The following is a 19,400-nucleotide window of genomic DNA, read 5'->3' on the forward strand; positions in this document are numbered from 1 at the left end:
CGGGACCCAGGGGGTGCGTGAACGCCGTGCCGGCCGCCCCTGGGTCCCGGCTCTACGCTACGCTCCGGCCGGGATGACACGATTTTTTTTATGGAAGCGGGCGCTCAGCCCTTCCGCTTCAGCGCCACATAGAGCGCGCCATCCCCGCCGTGTCGCTGGTCAGCCGTCGACACGCCGGCGATCATTTCCCGCACGGCCGCGCCCGCCAGCCATTCCGGCGTCCGCGCTTTCAGCACCCCGTGCCCGACCTTGCCCTTGCCGGTGATGATCAGCACCGCCCGGTGGCCGTCCTCATAGGCGCGGCGGATAAAGCCCTCCAGGGTCGCCCGGGCCCGGTCCTGGTCGAGGCCGTGCATGTCGAGGCGCGCGCCGATCGGGTCGTGCTCCTTGACGATGCGGCGCTTGCGGTTGGGCTCGATGCGCTCGGCGGGCCCCTTGGGGACCTTGGCCGCGGCCGGCTTGAGCTCCTCGGGCGAAATCCGCAATGGCGCGATCGACACCAGGCGGGTCGGCGGGTCCTGCGGGATCGCCGTCGCCGTCTTCACAGGCCGGATGCGCGCCTTGCTGCGCATCTTCTCGGGTTTGGCCGGCGCCAGGGGGGTGACGGTCGAGGCGACGAGCTTCCAGAGACGCCTGTCGTCGTCCGGTCCGGGCGGCGGCTTCTTGGCCATGTCAGGACTGGGGCGCGAGCCGATAGAGGCGCAGGGTGTGCCGCACGCGGCCGGCCTCGGCGCCGGCGGTCGCCCCGCTGCCCATGTAGAGGTCGGCGCGCACCTCGCCCTTGATCGCCCCGCCGGTGTCCAGCGCCATCGCCGCGCGGCGATAGACGGGGAAGGCCCCCGCCAGCTTCGGCGCGGCGGCGTCCAGCCAGTAGAATCCGCCATATGCGTGGCGACTGGGGTCGACGGCGATGGCCCGGCCGGCCGGCAGCGACACGCCGGCGGCCCCGACGGGCTCCTTGCCGTCATCGGCGGCCATTTTGAAGAACACGTAGCGCGGGTTCAGCTGCATGATCGCGTCGGCCTCGGGCCCGCGATGCTCGGCCAGCCAGGTCCGAATGGCGTCGCCCGAGGTGTTGTTGTCCGGTAGCAGGCCCCTGTCGCGCATGGCCGTGGCGATCCCCACGAAGGGCTTGCCGTTCGAGCCGGCGAACGCAGCGCGCACTCGGCGGCCATCGGGCAGCACCAGAACGCCCGAACCCTGGATCTGTAGGAAGAAGAGCTCTTCGGGCCGCATCCAGGCCAGAGGCTTGTCGGTCGGCGTCGCCTCGATCGTCGCGCGGTCGGGATAGGGCACGAAGCTCGGGCCCTCGACGTGGCCGGTGATCTTCTTGCCGATGAAAGCGGGCTCGAAGTCGCCGAGCTCAAGGACCACCAGGTCCGCCGGCAGGCCACGCACCGGGACCGTGAATTCCGCATTCCGCGACATCCGCGCCTCGTATTGCGGAGCGAAATAGGCGGTCAACAGGCCATCGCCCCCAACCGGTTCGGGGCGGAAGTTGGTTTCGAGGAACAGGCGGGCGCCGGCCTCGTCCTGGATCGTCGTCGCGCGGGCCAGGCCGCACACGCGCACCGAGGCCGCGTCCTTCGCCACGCCGCAACCCGCGCGGAAGGCGTTCAGGGCCGCCAGGTGGTCCTCGTCCGCCCAGCCGGCCAGGCTTGAGAACGACAGGGCCGTCGGCGGCAAGGTCGCCACCGGCGGGCGGGACGGAGGGGTCGTCGGCGTGGATGGCGGCGTCGACGGCCCGGTCGTCGCCGGGGGCGGCGTCACGGCGCCGGCGCAGGCGCTCAACAGCAGCGCCACCAGAACCAGCGGCGCGCAGGCCTTCGAAATCGGAACGCGGAGCATCAGGCCTCGGCGGCGGCGACGAACGACAGGAGCCAGTTCGGATTGGCGCTGCTGACTTCCCGCTCGAAGGTCCACAGCTCGGCGGTGCGCCGATCGTCGACGCCCTCGCCGCGCTCGTCCTTGGTGCGGGTGCGCACCTCGGCCAGGATCCGCACCACCGCCTTGGCGAGGTCGCCGACGACGTCGACGCTTTCCAGGTCGAGGCGCGGGGCGTTCATGAACTCGACCTTCTCGGTGCGGCCCGCCGTCTCGCGGGCGACCATGGCCTGCTCGAAATTGGCCATCACCTCGGTCGACAGCAGCGGCTTCAGCGCCTCGCGGTCGCCATCGGCATAGGCCTTGACGATCTGCTCGTAGGCCGCGCGGGCGCCGGCCAGGAACTTGGTCGGATCGAAATCCGGCTGCTTGGACTTCAGCGCCGCCATGCCTTCCGAGCGGAAGATGGACGGCAGATCGGCGGCGAGGGTCCCCGATCCGGGATTGGCCGTGATGGCGACGTCCTCGGGCTGACGCCCCACCCGGCGACCCAGGGTGGCGTACAGTTGGTAGAGCACGACGGCCGCGATCGCGGCGAGAAACAGGATCTGGAGCACTTCGAGGTCCGGCAGCGGGCTTTGAGCCCAGAGTATCGTGTCTATATAGGCGAGACGCGCTCTCCCGTCAGGCGCCTGACGTTGCGCCAGACGGGCCCTCATGGTAGCAGCGCCCACCTTTCTTCAGGCGTTCTAGCCGCCGATTACGGATTTTATCCTAATGACCGACACCACCGCCCCCGAGGCGACTTCGGAAGAGATCACGGGGCAATCGGGCATCCGCATCCTGGCCCAGTTCGTTCGTGACTTCTCGTTCGAGAATCCGCTGGCTCCCGACAGCCTGCGCGCCGGCGCGGCCCAGCCCGCGATCGACATGGGCGTCGAGATGAATGCCCGCGGTCGCCCCGACGGCCTGTTCGAGGTGGACCTGAAGCTCTCGGCCCGCGCCCTGCGCGACGAGCAAGCCGTGTTCCATGTCGAAGTGGTCTATGGCGGCCTGTTCCACATCGAAGGCGTGCCGGAAGCCGATCTCGAGCCGGTGCTGCTGATCGAGTGCCCGCGCTTCCTGTTCCCCTACGCTCGCCGTCTGATCTCGGACGTCACGGCCGAAGGCGGCTTCCCGCCCTTCCTGATCGACCCGATCGACTTCGCCGGCGTCTACGCCGCGCGCAAGGCCCAGACCGAAGGCCAGGTGATCGGCAACGCCTAACGATCCTAGGCTCAAGCGATTTTGGAGAGGGCTCGGCCGAAAGGTCGGGCCCTTTTCCATGCTCACACGCTCAAAATAGCTCGTCATCCCGGCCGCAGCGAAGCGGAGAGCCGGGACCCAGGGCGACCGCAATGCGTCGGCCCCTGGGTCCCGGATAGCGCTACGCGCTTCCGGGATGACGAGTGTTGTTAGCCTTGAACGGCCTACGGCTGCAGCCGATAGCCGCCCATCTCGGTGATCAGGATCCGCGCCACGGCCGGATCGGGCTCGATCTTCTGGCGCAGGCGATAGACGTGGGTTTCCAGCGTGTGGGTGGTGACCCCGGCGTTATAGCCCCAGACCTCGGTCAGCAGTTCCTCGCGCGACACCGGCTTGGAACCGGCGCGATAGAGGTACTTGAGGATATTGGTTTCCTTCTCGGTCAGCCGCACCTTCTTCTGCTTCTCGTCGACCAGAAGCTTGGCCGAGGGGCGGAATTCGTACGGGCCGATGCGGAACAGGGCGTCTTCCGAAGCCTCATAGCTGCGTAGCTGGGCGCGAATGCGGGCCAGAAGCACGCCGAAGCGGAAGGGCTTGGTCACATAGTCGTTGGCGCCGGACTCCAGGCCCAGGATCGTGTCGCTGTCGCTGGCCGCCGCGGTCAGCATGATCACCGGCGCGGTTACGCCGTTCTTGCGCATCAGGCGGCAGGCCTCGCGGCCGTCCATGTCGGGCAGGTCGACGTCCAGCAGGATCAGGTCGGGCTTGATCTCGCGCGCCACCCGCACGCCTTCGCCGGCGGTCGAGGCCTCCGCCACCGCGAACTCCTCGTGCAGGGCGAGCTGCTCGGCCAGGGCGCCGCGCAGGTCATCGTCGTCATCGATCAGCAGAAGGGTCTTGCGTTGCGCCATAAGGGGAAACATGCACCGCTGCGCCCCCCGGGGACAACCCCGCGAAGGTTCATAAGTCTGAGGAGTCGCCTTCCATGCTGTTCCGCGCCCACGCCGATGGCCGTTTCGAGCTGGACGGCCGGATCCTGCGCTGCGCGATCGGCAAGGCCGGGGTGATCGCCGGGTCGGACAAGCGTGAGGGCGACAACAGAAGCCCGCTGGGGACCTGGATCCTGCGCGAGGTCTGGTATCGGCCGGATGTCTATCCTGACGGGCCGAAGACCGCCCTGCCCGTCCGCGCGACGACGCCCGAGGACGGTTGGTGCGACGCCCCGGATGATCCGAACTACAACCGCCCCGTCACCCTGCCCTATCCGGCGAGCGCCGAGCGGATGTGGCGCGACGACCCTGTCTACGACCTGGTGGTGATCCTCGGTCACAATGACGACCCGCCGGTCCCGGGGAAGGGCTCGGCCATCTTCATGCACCTGGCGCGGGACGGCTATCCCGGCACCGAGGGCTGCGTGGCCCTGGAACGGCCCGACATCGAGGCCGTTCTGGCGATCGCCAAGCCGGGCGACGCGGTCGAGATCGTCGCAGACTAACCCGGATTGCGGCTTCCGAAGATCGCGGACCCGACCCGCACCGACGTCGCCCCCTGGGCGATAGCGGTCTCGAAGTCGTCGCTCATGCCCATCGACAGCTTTTCGACGCCGTTGCGCTCGGCGATGGCGCGCAGGGCCGCGAAATGCGGCGCGGGGTCGGCGTCGAACGGCGGGATGCACATCAAGCCCTCGATAACGAGGCCATAGGTCGTGCGACACGCGGCGATGAAAGCGTCGGCGTCGGCGGGCGCGACGCCAGCTTTCTGGGCCTCTTCGCCGATATTGACCTGGACATAGAAGCGCGGCGCCTTGCCGGCCCGCTGGATCTCCTCGGCCAGGACCCGGGCCAGCTTCTCGCGGTCGATCGTCTCGATCACGTCGAAGAACGCCACCGCCTCGCGCGCCTTGTTGGTCTGCAGCGGGCCGATCAGGCGCAGCTCCAGGCCTTCGCGGCGGTCGCCCCAGCGCTCCAGGGCCTCCTGGACGCGGTTCTCGCCGAACACTTTCTGTCCCGCATCCAGCACCGGCGCGATATGGTCCCAGGCTTGAGTCTTGGACACCGCCACCAGGGTCACCGAGCCCGCCGGACGCCCGGCGCGGGCCTCGGCGGCGGCGATGCGGCCCCTGATCTTGGTAAGGGGGATCTCGGCGAGGGCTGGCGACATGGAGACGGATCCGGCGTGGAAGACCTGAGCGAACTGGAGGTCCTGTCTAGGACAGCCGCCGCCTTTCCGCCAAGGACCGCGCGCGGGATCGCCCTGCCCAAGCTGCTGTTCTTCACCGATCCGGCCCGGGTCGCAGATCCGGAAGCGGTAGCCCGCCGCCTGCCGCGCGGCGCGGGGATAGTGTTCCGGGCCTTCGGGGCCTCGAATGCGGTCGAGCAAGGTCGCCGCCTGCGCGCCATCGCCAGCGAGGGCGGTCTCATCCTGATGGTCGGGGCGGATGCGGATCTGGCCGAGAGGATCGCGGCCGACGGCCTGCACATGCCTCAGCGGCTGGTCGGGGACGTCGCGAGCCTGCGAATCAGGCGCCCCGGGTATCTGATCACCGTCGCGGCCCATGACGAGGCAGCGTTGCGGGCCGCCGAACAGGCCGGCGCGGACGCGGCGATCGTCTCGCCAGTCTTTCCCAGCAACAGCCCCTCGGCGGGAACTCCGCTGGGCGTGGAAGGCCTGAAAGCCCTGGTCGAGGCCACGACCCTGCCCGTCTACGCCCTAGGCGGCGTGCGCAAGGACACGGCTCCGCAGCTGGCGAGCAGCGGGATTGTCGGAATAGCGGCCGTGGAGGCGCTAGCCGGTTCTTAGAATTTGAAAGCGGTTTCCAGGCGAACGCGCGGGGCCGGATCGGGCTGCTGCGCCTTGCGGGCGGCGATCGCCGGATTGGTTTCGCCGAGGCTGACGGCGCCGCCGACACGGATCGACGGGGTGACCTTGAAATAGGCCCCGGCCTGGACGTCCTGCAGTTCCATTTCACGGCTGGAGGGCTGGTCGAGGTCCAGCTTCAGGCCCCAGCGGCCCTTCTTGGCGTCCCAACGCAGGCTGCGCTTGTCATCCTGCGGATATTGGACACCGGCGGCGGCGCTGGTGAAGTCATTCTTGACGGAGAAATCGGGCGCGACAGCATGCGGCTTGGCCTGGGCGAACGCCATCGACGCCGATCCCGTCAGGATCAGCGCGGCAGTCCCCGCCAAAAAGAAACGCGTCGCGACCATCGCTACTCGCCGCCTACTCTGTTGTCCCCACTCATTCCATATAGGAACGAGCCCCGTGATTGCGATTAAAGGCTTGGCCAGAACGCGGTCAACCGGCCTTTGGTCGCACATCACACCGAATTGGGCGATTCAATCGACTCCTGTGGCGACACGGCCACGCGATTCCTGTTTTGAGGCGGCGTAGCCATGCTATAGACCGGCTCCCGGCCGCGGGGGCGCGCCTGGTTGCGCATCCGCGCCGGCGAGACATTGGAGCGAGGTACTATGGCGTTTGAGCGTGGGTCTGTGATGCGCGGCGTCGCCGCGGGCGTCCTGGCTCTGTCGATGCTTGGCGTGACGGCATGCGCGAGCAACAAGGCCCCCAAGACGTTTTCCACGCAAAGCGACGAGCCGGGTCTGAACCCGTTCAAGCGCTTCGGCGGCGGCTCCAAAGCCCCGGCCAGCGAGGGCTCGATCGGCGTCAACGGCTATCTGTGGCGCGCGAGCCTGGATACCTTGGCCTTCATGCCGCTGGCTTCGGCCGATCCTTACGGCGGCGTGATCATCACCGACTGGTATGTGAACCCGGAAACACCGGCCGAGCGCTTCAAGGCCACGGTCTACATCCTGGACACCCGCCTGCGCGCCGACGGCCTGAACGTCACCGTGTTCAAGCAGGTCAAGGACATCAACGGCGCCTGGGTCGATGCTCCGGTTTCCGAGCAGACCGCGACCGACCTGGAGAACGCGGTCCTGACCCGCGCTCGCCAGCTTCGACTTTCGAACATCAAGGGCTAAGGCCCTCGGAGGGTTCTCGCTGATCGGCGGGAACCCTCACGACTTCCTATTTTCCTGCGCGCTCCGCTCGCGAAACCGCATACTTTGAGGCGGCCGCGCTCTTCGGAGCGCTTTTCCGCATCCAAGACCCTGGTTTCCGATGGCCCGCTACAATCCCAAAGACACCGAGCCCAAGTGGCGTGAAGCCTGGGCGAAGGCCGACGTCTTCAAGACCGGCGAAATCAACGACGGCCGTCCGAAATACTACGTGCTCGAGATGTTCCCGTATCCGTCGGGTCGCATCCATATGGGCCACGTCCGCAACTACGCCATGGGCGACGTGGTGGCCCGCTATAAGCGCGCCCAGGGCTTCAACGTGCTGCACCCGATGGGCTGGGACGCCTTCGGCATGCCGGCCGAGAACGCCGCCATGGAGCGCGGCGTCCACCCCAAGGGCTGGACCTACGACAACATCGCCGCCATGCGCGAACAGCTGAAATCACTGGGGATTTCGGTCGACTGGTCGCGTGAGTTCGCCACCTGCGACCCGGAGTACTACGGCAAGCAGCAGGCCTGGTTCCTGCGTCTGCTGGAGCGCGGCCTGGTCTATCGCAAGGAAGCCTCGGTCAACTGGGACCCGGTCGACATGACCGTCCTGGCCAATGAGCAGGTTATCGACGGCAAGGGCTGGCGCTCGGGCGCGACGGTGGAGAAGCGCAAGCTGACCCAGTGGTTCCTGCGCATCACCGACTACGCCGACGCCCTGATCGACGGCCTGAAAACCCTGGACCGCTGGCCCGACAAGGTTCGCCTGATGCAGGAGAACTGGATCGGCCGCTCCAAGGGCCTGCGCTTCAAGTTCCAGTTCGACGGCGAGGCCCCCGACGGCATGGCCGAAGGGCTGGAGGTCTATACCACCCGTCCCGACACCCTGTTCGGCGCCAGCTTCGTCGGCATCGCGCCCGAGCATCCGCTGGCCGAGTCGTTGGCGATCGAGAACCCCGAGATTCAGACCTTCATCGCCGACTGCCGCAAGGGCGGCACGTCCGAAGCTGAGATCGAGAGCGCCGAGAAGCTGGGCTACGACACCGGCCTGCGGGTGAAGCACCCGCTGGACCCGTCGATCACCCTGCCCGTCTGGATCGCCAACTTCATCCTGATGGACTATGGCACCGGCGCGATCTTCGCCTGCCCGGCCCACGATCAGCGCGACCTGGACTTCGCCCGCAAGTACGACCTGCCGGTGCTGCCGGTGGTGCTGCCGAACGGCGAGGATCCGGCGACCTTCACGGTCGGCAAGGAGGCCTATGTCGGCCCCGGCAAGATCTTCAATTCCGAATTCCTGGACGGCATGGACGTTGAGTCCGCCAAGGCCGAGGCCGTCGCCCGCATCGAGAAGGCCGGCCAGGGCCAGGGCGCGACGGTCTATCGCCTGCGCGACTGGGGCGTTTCGCGCCAGCGCTACTGGGGCTGCCCGATCCCGGTCATCCATTGCGAGAGCTGCGGCGTCGTCTCGGTTCCTGAAGACCAGCTGCCGGTCGCCCTGCCCGACGACGTCACCTTCGACAAGCCGGGCAACCCGCTGCTGCGTCACCCGACCTGGCGCCACACCACCTGTCCCTCGTGCGGTGGCAAGGCCGAGCGCGAGACCGACACGCTGGACACCTTCATGGACTCCAGCTGGTACTTCGCCCGCTTCGCCGACACCCAGGCCGCCGAGCCGGTCGGCAAGGACGCGGCCGACTATTGGCTGGCGGTCGACCAGTATATCGGCGGTGTCGAGCACGCGATCCTGCACCTGCTGTACGCCCGCTTCATCACCCGCGCCCTGAAAGACGTGGACCTGCTGTCGGTCGAGGAGCCGTTCGCGGGCCTGTTCACCCAAGGCATGGTCACCCACGAGGCCTACAAGAACGAGGCCGGCGAATGGGTCGAGCCGTCGGACGTGGTGATCACCGCCGAGGGCAATAGCCGCACCGCCAAGCACGCCAAGACCGGCGCCCCGATCGTCATCGGCGACATCGAGAAGATGTCGAAGTCGAAGAAGAACGTCGTCGCGCCCGAGGACATCTTCGAAGCCTATGGCGTCGACTCCGCGCGCCTGTTCGTGATGTCCGACAGCCCGCCCGAGCGCGACGTCCAGTGGACCAACTCGGGCGTCGAAGGCAGCTGGCGCTTCACCCACAGGCTGTGGAACGAATTCGACAGCCAGCCGGCCGGCGACTTCGCCCATGACGACAGCGACGAAGCGGCCCTGGCCCTGCGCAAGTCGGCCCACAAGCTGATCGGCTTCGTCACCGACAGCATCGAGGGTTTCCGCTTCAACAGCGGCGTGGCGCGCCTGTACGAGTTCCTGAACGCCCTGAAGGCCGCTCCGGCTGAAGGCGCGTCCCAGGGCGTCCTGGCGGCCCGCAAGGAAGCCCTGAACATCCTGGCCCGTCTGGTCGCTCCGTTCACGCCGCACCTGGCCGAGGAAGCCTGGGCCAGCATCGGCGGCGACGGCATGGTCGTGAATGCGCCCTGGCCCAAGGCCGACCCGGCCCTGGCCGCGGACGACGAACGCGTCCTGCCGATCCAGATCAACGGCAAGCGTCGCGGCGAGATCAAGGTCAAGGCCGGCGCGCCTGACGACGAGGTTCAGAAAATCGCTCTGGCGGATCCGAACGTCCTGGCCCACCTTGAGGGTGTCACGGTCCGCAAGGTGATCGTGGTCAAGGACCGCATCGTCAACATCGTGGCCAACTGATCGATGAAACGCACCCTGCTGATCGCCGTCCTGGCGCTGTCGACCACGGCTTTATCGGCCTGCGCCGGCTTCACGCCGCTATACGGTCGCCCCGGTGTCGGAGGCGGCCTCTCCAGCATCGAGACCGTCGCCTCCGAGGGTCGCGGCGGTTACCTGCTGCGCGAACAGCTGGACGACGCCCTGGACCACAAGCAGGGCGATCCGACGGCCTACAAGCTGTACTTCTCGGTCAACGAGCTGCGGTTCGCCCGCGGCGTGCGCCTCGACAACGTCGCCAACCGCTACGAACTGCGGATGAGCGTCGACTGGCGCCTGCTGGACGCCAAGAGCGGCGCCGAGGCCCACAAGGGCCGGACCGACGTCTCGGTGACCTACGACTCCGCCGACCAGCCCTACGCCGCCATCGCGGCCCAGAATGACGGCCAGGAGCGGGCGGCGACCGAAGCGGCCCGCAAGATCCAGCTGGACCTCGCCACCTGGCTGGCGGGCCGGAAGCCGGCTTAGGGCGCATGATCCTCTCCAAGCGTCCGGACGTCGAACGCTTCCTGAAGGAGCCGACCCCGGACATCCGGGCCGTGGTGCTCTACGGCAAGGACCGGGGCGTGGTGCGCGATCGCGCCAACGCCCTGGCCAAGCGCGTGGTCGAGCGCCCGGACGATCCCTTCGACACCGCCCAGCTGACCGACAGCGATCTGGACGCCGATCCCGCCAAGCTGGAGGACGAGCTGTCGGCCCTGTCGATGATGGGCGGCCGGCGCCTGGTGCGCCTGCGCCTGTCCGGTGAAAAGGCCGGACCCGACAAGCAGGCCGCCGAGGCCCTGACCCGGCATGTCGAGGGCCAGCTCAATCCCGACGCCTTCTTCCTGGTCGAGGCCGGGGCCCTGGGCCGGGAGTCCCAGCTGCGCAAGGTCGGCGAGAAGGCCAATGGCTGCGCCGTCATCCCCTGCTACGAGGATGAGGCCGGCGACCTGGCCCGCCTGACCCGCGACACGCTCGCCGCCGACAAGGTCAGCCTGAACAGCGAGGCGCTGGACCTGTTCGTCTCGCGCCTGCCCAAGGAGCGCGGCGTCGCCCGCGCCGAAATCGAGCGCCTGGCCCTCTATCTCGGCCCCAACAGCGGCATCAACGCCACGGCGGCCGACCTGACGGATTTCCTGGGCGTTGAACCCGAGGCCTCGCTTGGCGACGCCGCCGCCGACGCGTTCGGCGGCAAGGCCGGGCCGGCCCAGGCGGCGCTGCGTCGCGCGGCGGCCGAGGGCGAAGGCGGTCCGGCCGCGGTGCGGGCCATGGGCTATTATCTCGGCCGCCTGCGCCGGGTCCTGACCCTGCACAAGAACGGCGTCGACCTGCAGGCCGCCGCCAAGGCCGCCGGCGTCTTCTGGAAACAGGAGCGCGAGTTCCTCCGCCAAGCGCGCGCCTGGAACCTGGAAGCCATCCTCGACATCCAGGGCGAGGTGCTGACCGCCGACCGCGCCTGCAAGACCTCCGGCTCGCCCGACCAGCTCATCGCCGAGCGCCTGGCGCTCATGATCGCGGGTCGCGCGCGGCGATTGGGGCTGTAGGGCTCGAAACGCCCGAAAACAGGGCCTTTGCGCGCCTGTGGATGACTTTCAAGAAAGCCTTATCGGACAGAGGTTTGTGGTCAAAAACGACTCACAGCCCCCTCCTCTCACGAAAACGGCGCCTCCCGGAGTACGGAAAGTCGCCGCTCCGTGCGCGACAGAGGCGATTTTAGAAGGCGCCTTTGGGGCCCGAAAATCGCTCATCCGCACGCATTTGCGTGTATCCGATCAGACCCCTCGGCTGAGCCGGTTGCAAAGGTCGTCGAGCTGCTCGAGCGTCGCATAGGTGATGGTCAGGGTTCCGGTCGAACCGCGATGGTCGATCGAGACGTCCAGGCCCAGCACCGACGACAGGTCGGCTTCGAGGGCCTGGGTGTCGGTGTCCTTGACCCGAGGCGGACGACCGCCCTTGTTCTTGGCCGGACGGGGATCGGGCGCCTTGCGGGCCAGGGCCTCGGTCTCGCGAACCGACAGGCCGCCGTCGATGATCTGCTTCGCCAGGGCCACCGGATCTGCCGAAGCCGCGATAGCGCGGGCGTGGCCGGCCGAAAGCTCGCCGCTGACCAGGTACGACTGCACCTCGTCCGGTAGGGCCAGCAGTCGCATGGTGTTGGCGACGTGGCTGCGGCTCTTGCCGATGGTCTGGGCGATGTTCTCCTGGGTGCGCTCGAACTTCTCCATCAGCACCTTGTAGGAGAGCGCCTCTTCCAGAATGTTCAGGTCGGCGCGCTGGACGTTCTCGATGATGCCGATTTCCAGCACCGCCAGGTCGTCCAGTTCGCGGATCATGATCGGCACGGCGCGCAGGCCCGCACGCTGGGCCGCGCGCCAGCGGCGCTCGCCGGCGACGATCTGATATTCCCCCGGGGTATCGGGCGACGGCCGCACCAGGATCGGCTGCAGCACGCCCTTCTCCCGGATCGAGCCGGTCAGTTCCTCCAGGTCTTCCTCGCGGAAGGTGCGGCGCGGCTGGTCGGGATTGCGCTTCAGCAGCTCGATCGGCGCGTCGCGCGAACCGCCGGCGTTCTCGCCCGGCGCCTGGGCCGGCGCGGTGTCGACCTCGCCCAGCAAGGCGGACAGACCCCGCCCCAGACCACGACGACCTTCGGCCATACCCGGCTCTCCCACCACGACGGACTCCATCATCTTCTCAGTCAAGCTTAGGTTCGGTACTCAAGAACTCGGTCAGACGGCCCGAAGTCAGGCAGCTTTGGCCTGGCGATCACGCTCGCGGCTGATCACCTCGCGCGCCAGCTTCAGATAGGCTTGGCTGCCCGCGCACTTCAGGTCGTACAGCAGCACGGGCTTGCCGAACGACGGCGCCTCCGAGACGCGGACGTTACGGGGAATGACCGCGTCATAGACCTTGTCGCCGAAGTGGGCGCGGACGTCGCTGGCCACCTGCTCCGACAGGCTGTTGCGGCGGTCGTACATGGTCAGCACCACGCCCTGGATTTCCAGGCGCGGATTGAGGCTGCCACGCACGCGTTCGATCGTCCGCATCAGCTGGGTCAGGCCTTCCAGGGCGAAGAACTCGCACTGCAGCGGCACGAACACCGCGTCGGCGGCGGTCATGGCGTTGACGGTCAACACATTCAGTGACGGCGGGCAGTCGATCAGCACATAGGTGTAGGGCCCATTGGCGCGGATGGGCTCCAGGGCGTCGCGCAGACGGTAGGACCGGCGCGCGGTCTGACCCAGTTCGATCTCGACGCCCGACAGGTCGGCGTCGGCCGGTATGACGTCCAGGCCAGGTAGTTCGGTCCTCACCGCGGCGTCGACCACCGGGGACTCGCCCATCAGCACGTCATACAGCGTGGTCCGGCGCGCGGTGCGGCCGATACCCAGACCCGTCGAACAGTTGCCTTGCGGGTCGGCGTCGATCAGCAGCACGCGCTCGCCGCAAGCCGCCAGGGCTGTGCCCAGGTTGATGGCGGTCGTGGTCTTGCCGACGCCGCCCTTCTGGTTGGCGATGGCCAGGACGCGGAGAGGATTAGCGGACACGGGAAAGCCTCTTCACTTGAACGATCCGACCGCGAGGGTCGCTTTGACTGGGTCTTAGATCACTGGCGAACTTCCAGGCGCGGGAGGCCTCGGTCAGCTCGGCCGCCACGTCCTGTCCCTTCAGGAACAGACCGGTCGCGCCCCGGTGCAGATAGGGTTCGGCAAAGCCCAGAAGCTTGGTCATCGGCGCGCAGGCTCGCGCGGTGACGACGTCGACCTTCAGTTTGAGGTCCTCGGCGCGGCAGTTGTGGATTTCGACCGGCAGGTCGAGGTCCTTGGCCGCGACTTCGAGGAAGCGACAGCGCTTCGCCATGCTCTCGACCAGGTGGACCTTGGCCCCCTCCTCGCCCTTCAGCAGTATGGCCAGCACGACGCCGGGCAGACCAGCGCCGGCCCCGAGGTCGGCCCAGGTCAGGGCGCCGGGGGCCATGGCCAGCAGCTGCGAGCTGTCCAGCACGTGGCGGGTCCAATAGGTGGCGATGGTCATCGGGCCGACGAGGTTCATCACCTCGTTCCATTCGGCCAGCAGGTCCTGGAAGCGCGTCAGATCGGCGATCTGTGCGTCACTGGCGCCGGTCAGGGCCTGATAGCCCGCCGCGTCCAGCACCGGTTCGGAAACGATAACGGCCTCAGGCTGCACGGCTGCGCCTCACGTGGGCCAGAAGCGCCGTCAGCGCCCCCGGGGTCACGCCTTCGATCCGCGCCGCCTGGCCCAGGGTCAGCGGGCGCACGCGCGCCAGCTTCTCGCGCACCTCGTTCGAGAGACTGCCGATCTCGGCGTAATCCAGGTCACGCGGCAGGCGCAGGTCCTCGTCCTTGCGCAACGACTCGGCGTCGGCGCGCTGGCGGTCGAGGTAGCCGGCATAGGCCGCTTCGATTTCGATCTGCTCGCGAACGTCGGTGTTCCACGTGAAAACCTCGGGCCATACGGCGCCAAGGTCGTCCAGCGACACATCCGGATAGGCCAGCATGGCGAACAGGTCGCGCCGCACGCCGTCACTGTTGACCTTGAAGCCAGCCTTCACGGCCTCGTTCGGGGTCAGGGTGACAGAGCGGGCGAAAGTGCGCGCCGCTTCCAGTCGCGCCTTCTTCTCGGCCCAGGCTGCGGAGCGGCGCTCACCGACCACGCCCAGCTCGATCCCGCGATCGGTCAGGCGCTGGTCGGCATTGTCGGCGCGCAGGGTCAGGCGAAACTCGGCCCGGCTGGTGAACATGCGATAGGGTTCGGTGACGCCCCGTGTAACCAGGTCATCGATCATCACCCCGATATAGGCTTCGTCGCGCGCGAAGACGGCCGGCTCCCTGCCCTGCGTGGCCAAGGCCGCGTTCAGGCCTGCGACCAGGCCTTGGGCCCCCGCCTCTTCATAGCCCGTCGTGCCGTTGATCTGCCCGGCCAGGTACAGACCCGGCAGCCGCTTGGTCTCCAACGTGGCGTAGAGTTCCCGCGGATCGACGTAGTCGTACTCGATGGCGTAGCCGTAGCGCTTGACCTCGACGGCCTCCAGGCCGGGGATGGTGCGCAGGAACAGCAGCTGCGTCTCTTCCGAGACCGACGTCGAAATACCGTTCGGATAGACCGTCGTGTCGTCCAGACCTTCCGGCTCCAGGAACACCTGGTGACTGGTCTTGTCGGCGAAGCGGACAACCTTGTCCTCGATCGACGGGCAATAGCGCGGGCCGATCCCCGTGGCCCGCCCGCCATAGACGGCGGACTCCCCGAGCCGGTCGGCGATGATCTGGTGGGTCTCGGCCGTCGTGAAGGTGATGCCGCACGCGATCTGCGGCGTCTCGATCCGGTCGTTCAGGAACGAGAACGGCACAGGTTGGTCGTCGCCCGGCTGCATCTCCAGCCGGTCCCAGGCGATGGTCGCGCCGTCCAGGCGGGCGGGCGTGCCGGTCTTCAACCGGCCCATGTGGAAGCCCAGGCCGTAGAGCCGATCCGACAGGCCGATCGAGGGCTGGTCGCCCACGCGGCCGGCCGGGATCCGGGTCTCTCCCAGATGGATCAAACCCTTCAGGAACGTGCCCGTCGTCAGGACGACACGTGAAGCGCGGTAGGACCGCCCTTCCCCGTCAACGGCGCCGGTGACCTTTCCGTCCTCGACGATCAGGTCTTCGGCGGCCGCGGCGATGATCTCGAGGTTCGCCGTGGCGGCCAGCTCGGCCTGCATCGCCTCGCGATAGAGCTTGCGGTCAATCTGAGCGCGCGGACCGCGAACGGCCGGCCCCTTGGAGCGGTTCAGCATCCGGAACTGGATGCCGCCCTTGTCAGCCACGCGGCCCATCACCCCGTCCAGGGCGTCGATCTCGCGCACGAGATGGCCCTTACCCAGGCCGCCAATGGCCGGGTTGCAGGACATCTCACCGATGGTTTCAAGCTTGTGGGTCAGCAGCAGGGTGCGCGCGCCAGTGCGCGCCGAGGCGGCAGCCGCCTCGCAGCCGGCGTGACCGCCGCCGATGACAATGACATCCCAGGTGTTGGACAACGAACTCGCCTCAATGCGAACGCCCCCGAAACGAGCGGGGGCGCTGGACTCGACATATACGCCAATCAGCCGAGGCGGTCGATGTGACTCAAAGGCGTTTCACGTGAAACACCCCCGCCGCAGCTGTGAGCGTGCTGTGGACAATATGGGGGCGGTTTTCACGTGGAACACTATTTGCCGATGCAGAACGTCGAAAAGACGCGGCCCAGCACGTCCTCGGGATCGACCCGACCGGTGATCTTCTCCAGGGCGCGCGCCGCCAGTCGAACATCCTCGGCCGCCAATTCCACTTCCAGCCCCACTTCAGATAGCGCGCGGGCCAGGTAGCCCCGGGCCTCCGTAAGCCGTTCCGCATGGCGTAGCCGTGTCGCGGCCGGAAACTCCGCTCCGGACAAGGCGTCCGCGACATGATCGGCCAGAGCGCCCCGCAGCGCGCTCACCGCATCGTCCGACTTGGCGGATAGGCGTACGGCATTCAGCCCTCTGTCCGCCCAGTATGACTGGGCTACATCCAGCTCAGCACTATCCGCGATGTCTGCCTTGTTCAGGATCAGCCAGTCCCCCGATCGCGGAGCGGCTTCGAGCTCCACCGCATGTTTCACGTGAAACCCGTCGACAACCCAAAGTCTTAGATCGGCTTCTTCAGCCCAGGCCCGCGCCCGGCGGACGCCCTCCGCCTCGATGGCGTCGGCCGTTTCCCGAATTCCCGCCGTGTCGGCGATCAGGATCTTGTAGCCGCCCAGCACCAGAGGGATCTCTATGACGTCCCGAGTAGTGCCGGGCGTGTCCGTGACGATGGCCGCGTCGCGCTCCACCAACCCATTCAGCAAGGTGCTCTTGCCGGCGTTCGGCGCGCCAACCAGCGCGATGCGGAACCCGTCCCTCACACGGCGACCACGGGACACGTCGGCCAAAGCCGCGTCGAGTTCGGCGCTCAAGGTCCGAAGGCCCGGACGCGCGCGCTCCGCGACCTCTTCCGGCAAGTCCTCGTCGGGAAAGTCGACCGCCGCCTCCAGCATGGCCAGAGACTGGACCAACAGGTCGCGCCAGCGGTCGTAGCGCTGGCTCAGCGCTCCGCCGACCTGTCCCAGCGCTTGCTTGCGCTGGGCCTCGGTCTCGGCGTCGATCAGGTCGGCGACACCCTCGGCCTGGGCCAAGTCCAACTTGCCGTTCTCGAAGGCGCGCCGGGTGAACTCGCCAGGCTCGGCCAGGCGAAGGCCCAGCTCGACCAGCGCCGACAGCAGGACCTCGACGACGGCTCGGCCGCCGTGCACATGGAACTCCGCGCTGTCCTCGCCGGTGTAGCTGGCCGGGCCCACGAACCTCAGGACCAAGGCCTCGTCCAACTCGGCCCCCTGGTGGCGCAGCCTGCGAAGGGCCGCCAGGCGTGGGGCCGGCGCCGTGCCGCATAGCGCTTCGACGATCGACAGGGTCGCCGGACCCGAGACGCGCACCACGGCCACCGCCGCTCGCCCGGCCGCCGTGGCCAGGGCGAAGATCGTGTCCGTCATGCGTTAGGGCTTCCCGACAGCCGCGCCGGCCGCCGCCGTCATCAGTTTGCGGAACTGCTCCTGGGCCCCGGCCCCGAACGCCATCCAGTTCTTCATCAGCTCCTCGGGCGCCAGCATCGCCATGTTGGCGTCCATCCGGGTCTGCATCTCCTTGACCAGATGGTCGTTCAAGGCGCTGACGTCCGGCAGGCCCAGAAAGGTCCTCGCCTCGACAGGGGTGCAGTCGATCTCGATCGTCATCTTCATCGGAAGTTCCCTTCGGTCAGGGCACGATATTGTTATGGGCGTGGCCCGTCGGCGCAGGTTAGAGCGCTTTGGTCGAAAGTCACATTGTCCTGAATTTCGGGACCCGAAAGCGACGGAGAGCCCCGATGAGCGAGACCCTCACGATCACCACGCCTGACGGCGCCTTTTCAGCCTATGTGGCGCGCCCTCAGGCAGAGGTCGCCCCGGCCGTCGTCGTGATCCAGGAGATCTTCGGCGTCAACAAGGTGATGCGCGATATCTGCGACGGCCTGGCCGCCCAGGGCTTCGTCGCCGTCTGTCCCGACCTGTTCTGGCGGATCGAGCCTGGCATCGACATCACCGACCAGTCCGAAGCCGAGTGGAAGCGGGCCTTCGAACTGTTCAATGCGTTCGACGTGGACGCCGGCGTCGGCGACATCGCCGCGACCCTCGCGGTCGTCCGCAAGCTGCAGGGCGTCAACGGCAAGGTCGGCGCGGTCGGCTATTGCCTGGGCGGCCTGCTGGCCTTCCTGACCGCGACCCGCACCGACGTCGACGCTTCGATCTCGTACTATGGCGTCGGCATCGAGAAGCATGTCGGCGAGGCCGAGAAGCTGAACAAGCCGCTGCTGATGCACGTGGCCGAGAAGGACCAGTTCGTGCCGCCGGAAGCGCAGCAGGTCATCCTGAACGCCCTGAAGGATCACCCTCAGATCGCGATCCATACCTATGCCGGCCGCGATCACGCGTTCGCCCGGGAAGGGGGCGCGCACTTTGACGCCGCCGACGCCGCCAAGGCCAACGGTCGCAGCCTGACCTTCTTCCAGAAGGAACTCCTCTGATGCTGGCGATCCAGGCCGTTCGCACCGGTGGTCCCGAGGTTCTGGAGGCCGTCGAGCTCGACCGCCCCTCGCCCGTCGCCGGCCAGATTCTGATCCGCCATCAGGCGGTCGGACTGAACTATATCGACACCTATCATCGCTCGGGCCTCTATCCCCTGAAGATGCCGATCGTGATCGGGCTCGAGGCGGCCGGCGTGGTCGAGGCGATCGGCGACGGGGTCACCCGGTTCCAGATCGGTGACCGCGTCGCCTACAACGGGACCATGGGCGCCTATGCCGAGGCGGCGGTCGTGCCCGCCGAGCGCGCGGTGAAGGTCCCCGACGGCGTCAGCGTGGAGACCGCCGCAGCGGCGCTGCTCAAGGGGATGACCGCCGAGTTCCTGGTCCGCCGGTGTTTCCACGTGAAACACGGCGACACCGTCCTGATCCACGCGGCCGCCGGCGGCGTGGGCCAAATCCTGGTCCAGTGGTGCAGGGCTCTCGGCGCGATCGTCATCGCCACGGTTGGCTCCGAGGCCAAGGCCGCCATCGCCCGCGAGCTCGGGGCGGATTACGTCATCGACTATAGTCATGAAGACGTCGCCGCCCGGGTCGGCGAGATCACCGGCGGCCAGGGCGTGGCCGTGGTCTATGACGGTGTCGGCAAGGACACCTGGGCCGCCAGCCTCAAGAGCCTGGCCCGGCGCGGCGTGCTGGTCACCTTTGGCAACGCCTCGGGCCCGGTCCCACCCTTCGCGCCGCTGGAGCTGGGCGCCAAGTCGGCCTTCGTCACCCGTCCTCGTCTGTTCGACTACATCGTCACGACCGAGGAATTGGACGAGAGCGCCGAAGCCTTGTTCGCGGTTCTCGGCTCGGGCGCGGTGAAGATCGACATCGGCCAGACCTTCCCGCTGGGCGAGGCCCGCGCCGCGCACGAAGCGCTGGAGGGCCGGCGTACGACCGGCGCCACCCTGCTCATCCCGTAGGGCCTAGCCCGGTACGACCAACAAAAAA

At 67.8% G+C, this 19,400-nt stretch carries 21 protein-coding genes and 1 pseudogene; 10 read left to right on the forward strand and 12 right to left on the reverse strand.

Translation table 11 applies throughout. The features are described from left to right. Window positions 1–104 precede the first annotated feature (104 nt). Genes AC1RRV_RS06775 through timA form a run of 3 tightly spaced genes read right to left on the reverse strand, consistent with a single transcriptional unit; the run spans window position 105 to window position 2,456 of the window. Window positions 105–671: a Smr/MutS family protein gene (locus tag AC1RRV_RS06775; RefSeq protein ID WP_492858827.1), complete on the reverse strand. Its 567-nt coding sequence runs from the start codon at window positions 669–671 to the stop codon at window positions 105–107. 1 nt (window position 672) lies between these two features. Then, window positions 673–1,848, reverse strand: a complete 1,176-nt coding sequence (gene mltA, locus AC1RRV_RS06780; RefSeq protein ID WP_492858828.1) for a murein transglycosylase A — start codon at window positions 1,846–1,848, stop codon at window positions 673–675. After that, on the reverse strand, window positions 1,848–2,456 hold the full coding sequence (gene timA, locus AC1RRV_RS06785; protein ID WP_492859230.1) for a TIM44-related membrane protein TimA: 609 nt from the start codon (window positions 2,454–2,456) through the stop codon (window positions 1,848–1,850). The genes mltA and timA overlap by 1 nt, the downstream gene beginning before the upstream one ends. Before the next feature lie 145 nt (window positions 2,457–2,601). Here timA and secB point away from each other — a divergent pair, with 145 nt between their 5' ends. Then, window positions 2,602–3,090, forward strand: a complete 489-nt coding sequence (gene secB / locus AC1RRV_RS06790; RefSeq protein ID WP_492858829.1) for a protein-export chaperone SecB — start codon at window positions 2,602–2,604, stop codon at window positions 3,088–3,090. Window positions 3,091–3,165: 75 nt separating this feature from the next. Further along, a pseudogene (locus AC1RRV_RS06795) lies at window positions 3,166–3,245 on the forward strand (hypothetical protein); the annotation flags it as partial. 48 nt (window positions 3,246–3,293) lie between these two features. Here the strand turns inward: AC1RRV_RS06795 and AC1RRV_RS06800 are convergent. Beyond that, the gene (locus AC1RRV_RS06800) at window positions 3,294–3,980 is read right to left on the reverse strand and encodes a response regulator transcription factor (RefSeq protein WP_492859231.1); all 687 of its coding nucleotides are present in this window, start codon (window positions 3,978–3,980) and stop codon (window positions 3,294–3,296) included. Window positions 3,981–4,054: 74 nt separating this feature from the next. Here AC1RRV_RS06800 and AC1RRV_RS06805 point away from each other — a divergent pair, with 74 nt between their 5' ends. Then, window positions 4,055–4,564, forward strand: coding sequence for a L,D-transpeptidase family protein (locus AC1RRV_RS06805; protein ID WP_492858830.1), 510 nt, complete (start codon window positions 4,055–4,057; stop codon window positions 4,562–4,564). On the opposite strand, the gene AC1RRV_RS06810 is transcribed toward AC1RRV_RS06805, so the two are convergent. Next, complete coding sequence (locus AC1RRV_RS06810; protein WP_492858831.1) at window positions 4,561–5,229, reverse strand: YggS family pyridoxal phosphate-dependent enzyme; 669 nt, start codon at window positions 5,227–5,229, stop codon at window positions 4,561–4,563. The genes AC1RRV_RS06805 and AC1RRV_RS06810 overlap by 4 nt on opposite strands. A 15-nt stretch (window positions 5,230–5,244) precedes the next feature. On the opposite strand from AC1RRV_RS06810, the gene AC1RRV_RS06815 reads away from it, so the two are divergent. Next, window positions 5,245–5,868: a thiamine phosphate synthase gene (locus tag AC1RRV_RS06815; RefSeq protein WP_492858832.1), complete on the forward strand. Its 624-nt coding sequence runs from the start codon at window positions 5,245–5,247 to the stop codon at window positions 5,866–5,868. On the opposite strand, the gene AC1RRV_RS06820 is transcribed toward AC1RRV_RS06815, so the two are convergent. After that, complete coding sequence (locus tag AC1RRV_RS06820) at window positions 5,865–6,275, reverse strand: NtrZ family periplasmic regulatory protein (protein WP_492858833.1); 411 nt, start codon at window positions 6,273–6,275, stop codon at window positions 5,865–5,867. The genes AC1RRV_RS06815 and AC1RRV_RS06820 overlap by 4 nt on opposite strands. A gap of 249 nt (window positions 6,276–6,524) precedes the next feature. On the opposite strand from AC1RRV_RS06820, the gene AC1RRV_RS06825 reads away from it, so the two are divergent. From AC1RRV_RS06825 to holA, 4 genes are all read left to right on the forward strand, one after another. Further along, window positions 6,525–7,052 (forward strand): DUF3576 domain-containing protein, encoded by a 528-nt coding sequence (locus AC1RRV_RS06825; RefSeq protein WP_492858834.1) that lies wholly within the window; start codon window positions 6,525–6,527, stop codon window positions 7,050–7,052. A gap of 139 nt (window positions 7,053–7,191) precedes the next feature. Then, a complete protein-coding gene (gene leuS / locus AC1RRV_RS06830) occupies window positions 7,192–9,777 on the forward strand; it encodes a leucine--tRNA ligase (RefSeq protein WP_492858835.1) in 2,586 nt (861 codons plus the stop codon). Between the two features lie 3 nt (window positions 9,778–9,780). After that, window positions 9,781–10,281, forward strand: coding sequence for an LPS assembly lipoprotein LptE (gene lptE / locus AC1RRV_RS06835; protein WP_492858836.1), 501 nt, complete (start codon window positions 9,781–9,783; stop codon window positions 10,279–10,281). A 5-nt stretch (window positions 10,282–10,286) separates the two neighbouring features. Next, window positions 10,287–11,339 (forward strand): DNA polymerase III subunit delta, encoded by a 1,053-nt coding sequence (holA, locus tag AC1RRV_RS06840; protein ID WP_492858837.1) that lies wholly within the window; start codon window positions 10,287–10,289, stop codon window positions 11,337–11,339. 228 nt (window positions 11,340–11,567) lie between these two features. Here the strand turns inward: holA and AC1RRV_RS06845 are convergent, their stop codons facing one another. The 6 genes from AC1RRV_RS06845 to AC1RRV_RS06870 all read right to left on the reverse strand — a co-directional run bounded on the left by AC1RRV_RS06845 (window position 11,568) and on the right by AC1RRV_RS06870 (window position 17,586). Further along, entirely contained in the window at window positions 11,568–12,482 is a 915-nt protein-coding gene (locus AC1RRV_RS06845; protein WP_492859232.1) for a ParB/RepB/Spo0J family partition protein, read from the reverse strand. A gap of 57 nt (window positions 12,483–12,539) precedes the next feature. Further along, on the reverse strand, window positions 12,540–13,343 hold the full coding sequence (locus AC1RRV_RS06850; RefSeq protein ID WP_492858838.1) for a ParA family protein: 804 nt from the start codon (window positions 13,341–13,343) through the stop codon (window positions 12,540–12,542). Beyond that, a complete protein-coding gene (gene rsmG / locus AC1RRV_RS06855; protein ID WP_492858839.1) occupies window positions 13,333–13,983 on the reverse strand; it encodes a 16S rRNA (guanine(527)-N(7))-methyltransferase RsmG in 651 nt (216 codons plus the stop codon). Before rsmG ends, AC1RRV_RS06850 begins: the two co-directional genes overlap by 11 nt. Beyond that, complete coding sequence (gene mnmG, locus AC1RRV_RS06860; protein ID WP_492858840.1) at window positions 13,973–15,829, reverse strand: tRNA uridine-5-carboxymethylaminomethyl(34) synthesis enzyme MnmG; 1,857 nt, start codon at window positions 15,827–15,829, stop codon at window positions 13,973–13,975. The genes rsmG and mnmG overlap by 11 nt, the downstream gene beginning before the upstream one ends. A 170-nt stretch (window positions 15,830–15,999) precedes the next feature. After that, window positions 16,000–17,340, reverse strand: coding sequence for a tRNA uridine-5-carboxymethylaminomethyl(34) synthesis GTPase MnmE (gene mnmE, locus AC1RRV_RS06865; RefSeq protein ID WP_492858841.1), 1,341 nt, complete (start codon window positions 17,338–17,340; stop codon window positions 16,000–16,002). Window positions 17,341–17,343: 3 nt separating this feature from the next. Further along, the gene (locus AC1RRV_RS06870; RefSeq protein WP_492858842.1) at window positions 17,344–17,586 is read right to left on the reverse strand and encodes a DUF6489 family protein; all 243 of its coding nucleotides are present in this window, start codon (window positions 17,584–17,586) and stop codon (window positions 17,344–17,346) included. Between the two features lie 125 nt (window positions 17,587–17,711). On the opposite strand from AC1RRV_RS06870, the gene AC1RRV_RS06875 reads away from it, so the two are divergent. Next, window positions 17,712–18,407: a dienelactone hydrolase family protein gene (locus AC1RRV_RS06875; RefSeq protein WP_492858843.1), complete on the forward strand. Its 696-nt coding sequence runs from the start codon at window positions 17,712–17,714 to the stop codon at window positions 18,405–18,407. Further along, window positions 18,407–19,372 carry a quinone oxidoreductase family protein gene (locus tag AC1RRV_RS06880; protein WP_492858844.1) on the forward strand — a complete coding sequence of 322 codons (966 nt, stop codon included), beginning with the start codon at window positions 18,407–18,409 and terminating at the stop codon, window positions 19,370–19,372. Before AC1RRV_RS06875 ends, AC1RRV_RS06880 begins: the two co-directional genes overlap by 1 nt. Window positions 19,373–19,400 lie beyond the last annotated feature (28 nt).

It is taken from the genome of Caulobacter sp. GW821-FHT11E10 (assembly GCF_058808375.1).

Bases quoted from the DNA above. Each gene is read 5' to 3' on its own strand.
- holA (WP_492858837.1), top strand. From the start codon at position 10,287: ATGATCCTCTCCAAGCGTCCGGACGTCGAACGCTTCCTGAAGGAGCCG.
- AC1RRV_RS06875 (WP_492858843.1), top strand. From the start codon at position 17,712: ATGAGCGAGACCCTCACGATCACCACGCCTGACGGCGCCTTTTCAGCC.
- mnmE (WP_492858841.1), bottom strand. From the start codon at position 17,340: ATGACGGACACGATCTTCGCCCTGGCCACGGCGGCCGGGCGAGCGGCG.
- AC1RRV_RS06880 (WP_492858844.1), top strand. From the start codon at position 18,407: ATGCTGGCGATCCAGGCCGTTCGCACCGGTGGTCCCGAGGTTCTGGAG.
- lptE (WP_492858836.1), top strand. From the start codon at position 9,781: ATGAAACGCACCCTGCTGATCGCCGTCCTGGCGCTGTCGACCACGGCT.
- AC1RRV_RS06845 (WP_492859232.1), bottom strand. From the start codon at position 12,482: ATGGAGTCCGTCGTGGTGGGAGAGCCGGGTATGGCCGAAGGTCGTCGT.
- leuS (WP_492858835.1), top strand. From the start codon at position 7,192: ATGGCCCGCTACAATCCCAAAGACACCGAGCCCAAGTGGCGTGAAGCC.
- AC1RRV_RS06805 (WP_492858830.1), top strand. From the start codon at position 4,055: ATGCTGTTCCGCGCCCACGCCGATGGCCGTTTCGAGCTGGACGGCCGG.
- AC1RRV_RS06810 (WP_492858831.1), bottom strand. From the start codon at position 5,229: ATGTCGCCAGCCCTCGCCGAGATCCCCCTTACCAAGATCAGGGGCCGC.
- mltA (WP_492858828.1), bottom strand. From the start codon at position 1,848: ATGCTCCGCGTTCCGATTTCGAAGGCCTGCGCGCCGCTGGTTCTGGTG.
- AC1RRV_RS06800 (WP_492859231.1), bottom strand. From the start codon at position 3,980: ATGGCGCAACGCAAGACCCTTCTGCTGATCGATGACGACGATGACCTG.
- AC1RRV_RS06820 (WP_492858833.1), bottom strand. From the start codon at position 6,275: ATGGTCGCGACGCGTTTCTTTTTGGCGGGGACTGCCGCGCTGATCCTG.
- AC1RRV_RS06870 (WP_492858842.1), bottom strand. From the start codon at position 17,586: ATGAAGATGACGATCGAGATCGACTGCACCCCTGTCGAGGCGAGGACC.
- AC1RRV_RS06775 (WP_492858827.1), bottom strand. From the start codon at position 671: ATGGCCAAGAAGCCGCCGCCCGGACCGGACGACGACAGGCGTCTCTGG.
- secB (WP_492858829.1), top strand. From the start codon at position 2,602: ATGACCGACACCACCGCCCCCGAGGCGACTTCGGAAGAGATCACGGGG.